We start from the raw sequence: 236 nt of genomic DNA, 5'->3' as shown, positions 1-236 counted from the left end.
GCGGGACGCGGTGGTCGAGGTCGACGGCGAGAACGTCGTCCCCCACGTCCACGCGGTGCTCGACAGGATGGCCGATTTCGCCGACCGGGTCCGCGGCGGTGCGTGGACCGGGCACACCGGCAAGCGCATCCGCAACGTCGTCAACGTCGGCATCGGCGGCTCGGACCTGGGCCCCGCGATGGCCTACGAGGCACTGCGCGCCTTCACCGACCGCTCGCTCACGGTCCGCTTCGTCT

The 236-nt window shown here is 72.0% G+C and carries 1 pseudogene; it reads left to right on the top strand.

Going from position 1 to position 236, the window contains the following annotated elements:
- Positions 1 to 236: pseudogene (locus IG88_RS40025) on the top strand (glucose-6-phosphate isomerase); the annotation flags it as partial.

The organism is Streptomyces sp. NRRL F-5650 (assembly GCF_000721365.1).
GTDB lineage: Bacteria > Actinomycetota > Actinomycetes > Streptomycetales > Streptomycetaceae > Streptomyces > Streptomyces ardesiacus.
Note: the sequence above shows the minus strand (reverse complement) of the source record. Positions and strands in the feature narration are given on the sequence as shown.